Origin of the sequence: Pseudomonas sp. K5002 (assembly GCF_013386655.1) — a bacterium.
GTDB lineage: Bacteria > Pseudomonadota > Gammaproteobacteria > Pseudomonadales > Pseudomonadaceae > Aquipseudomonas.
In genome coordinates, this window is the sequence record NZ_JACARK010001023.1 from 1 (window position 1) to 1,778 (window position 1,778).

General features: G+C 64.7%; 1 protein-coding gene. It reads right to left on the reverse strand.

All coding sequences use genetic code 11. The features are described 5' to 3' along the window. Nucleotides 1-64 precede the first annotated feature (64 nt). The coding region (locus HX846_RS32685) for an alpha/beta fold hydrolase (RefSeq protein ID WP_178966996.1) at nucleotides 65-1,778 on the reverse strand (1,714 nt) is incomplete at its 5' end.

The window sequence follows — 1,778 nt, forward strand, 5'->3', positions numbered from 1 at the left end:
AAAAGTGACCCGCTGTAAGAGCGGAACCCTAAGTGGCCGTTACCGCAGCAACGGATATGTACACTCACGAAACCCGCTCCCCAACCACAACCCCATCCCGCCACCAAGCCGCCAAACTAAAGACGTTCGGCGCCTTGAGCAGCGAAAAATGATTCCCCGGCCCATACCAAACCTCCAACACCCCCACGCACCCGCGCCACCCCTCAACCATCAACCCCTGCTCCCGCTGATTCCCTGCCGCGTCCAGGGTCGGATCCTCCGCCAACACCAACCGCACCACCCCCTCATACCGCCGACCAGGCCGATAAACCGTGCGCAACGCCGACGCATACGTACGCGCCGGCCCATCCATGGCATCCACCGAAGACCGCGCAGGCAACAACCCAACCCCCACCATCCCCCCATGCAACAACCTTCGCTGCTCCACTTCATCGCGCCCGGCAAAATCCACCGCATCAATCCCCAGGGACTTACCCGAAGCCACCTGCATCGACTCCACCAACCGCAACAACGCCGCCGTCGTGGTATAGGGCCGGCCCACCACCCCATTGCCCCCGGGCGCCTCGCTGTCGATCAACGTCAACGACGCCACCTCACGCCCCTGAGCCTGCAACCGCGTGGCCATCTCGAACACCACCCAACCGCCAAACGAATGCCCCACCAAATGCACTGGCCCCGAAGGACATTCCTGCTCCAGGGCCTGCAAATAACAGCGCGCCGCCGCCTCAACCTGGCTATGGGGCACCACCTCCCCATCCAGCCCACGGGGCTGCAAGCCAAAGATCGGCCAGTCCCGTCCCAACGCCTCGGTCAACCCTACAAACCCCGTCACGCTATCCCCCGCCCCCGGCACACAGAAGATCGGTGCCTGCCCGGCGCGACCACTCTGGATCCGCAACAACGGCTGATGCACCGCCACAGCCGGCGCCTCACTCAACGCCAGGGCCTCAACCATCGCCTGCCCCAGCGCCTGGATATGCGGTGCCTGCATCATGCTCTGGTGATCCCCCGGCACCTCAATGCGGCGCAATTGCCCCACGGCCAGTGCCTCATCCCACCCCAAATCCAGGCTGCGCCGCGAGAGTTCCGTCGGCCGCTCGGCGGCGCTGAACAAGTGCACCGCCAGTGGCATCGGGAACAGGCTGTAATGCGCCAACGCATGCCCATGCCCGACTTCCCGCTGGATAAAACTCAACAGGTCCGCGTCCGAAGCCGCCGCCATCTGCGCGTACAGCAAATGCCGATCGCGGCAGCGTTGCAGCAAACCCGCAAAGTCCAGCTGTCCAATGTCCGCTTCCAGTTGCTCAAGGCTCGCCAACTCATCCACACCTCCCTGTGCCTTCCAATACGCCGTGCACTGCAACAGCAAATGCCGCTTGAGGGCATCCGGCCCGCTCCAGCGCGCCTTGCCCTGGTCGGTCATGCGCGGCACGTAGCTGTCGATCAACCCGAGGAATGCCACCGGTTCGTCCAGCCCCTGCAGTTGCATCGCCACTTCATAGGCCAACACCCCGCCGAACGACCAACCCGCCAGCCGATACGGCCCATGGGGCTGCACCGAGCGGATGATCCCCACCAGCCGCGCCGCCAGGCCTTCCATGGTCTGCAACTGCACCTCGCCAAGGGGTGCACCGGGCAGGCCATAGATCGGGTAGTCCCCCGGCAGGTGCCGGCCCAGCGCCGGGAAATACACGTCCATGCCGCTGAACTCATGCACCAGGAACAACGGCGGCTGGCTGCCGCTGGCGCGTACGGTGATCAGCGAGCTGTTGTCCTCC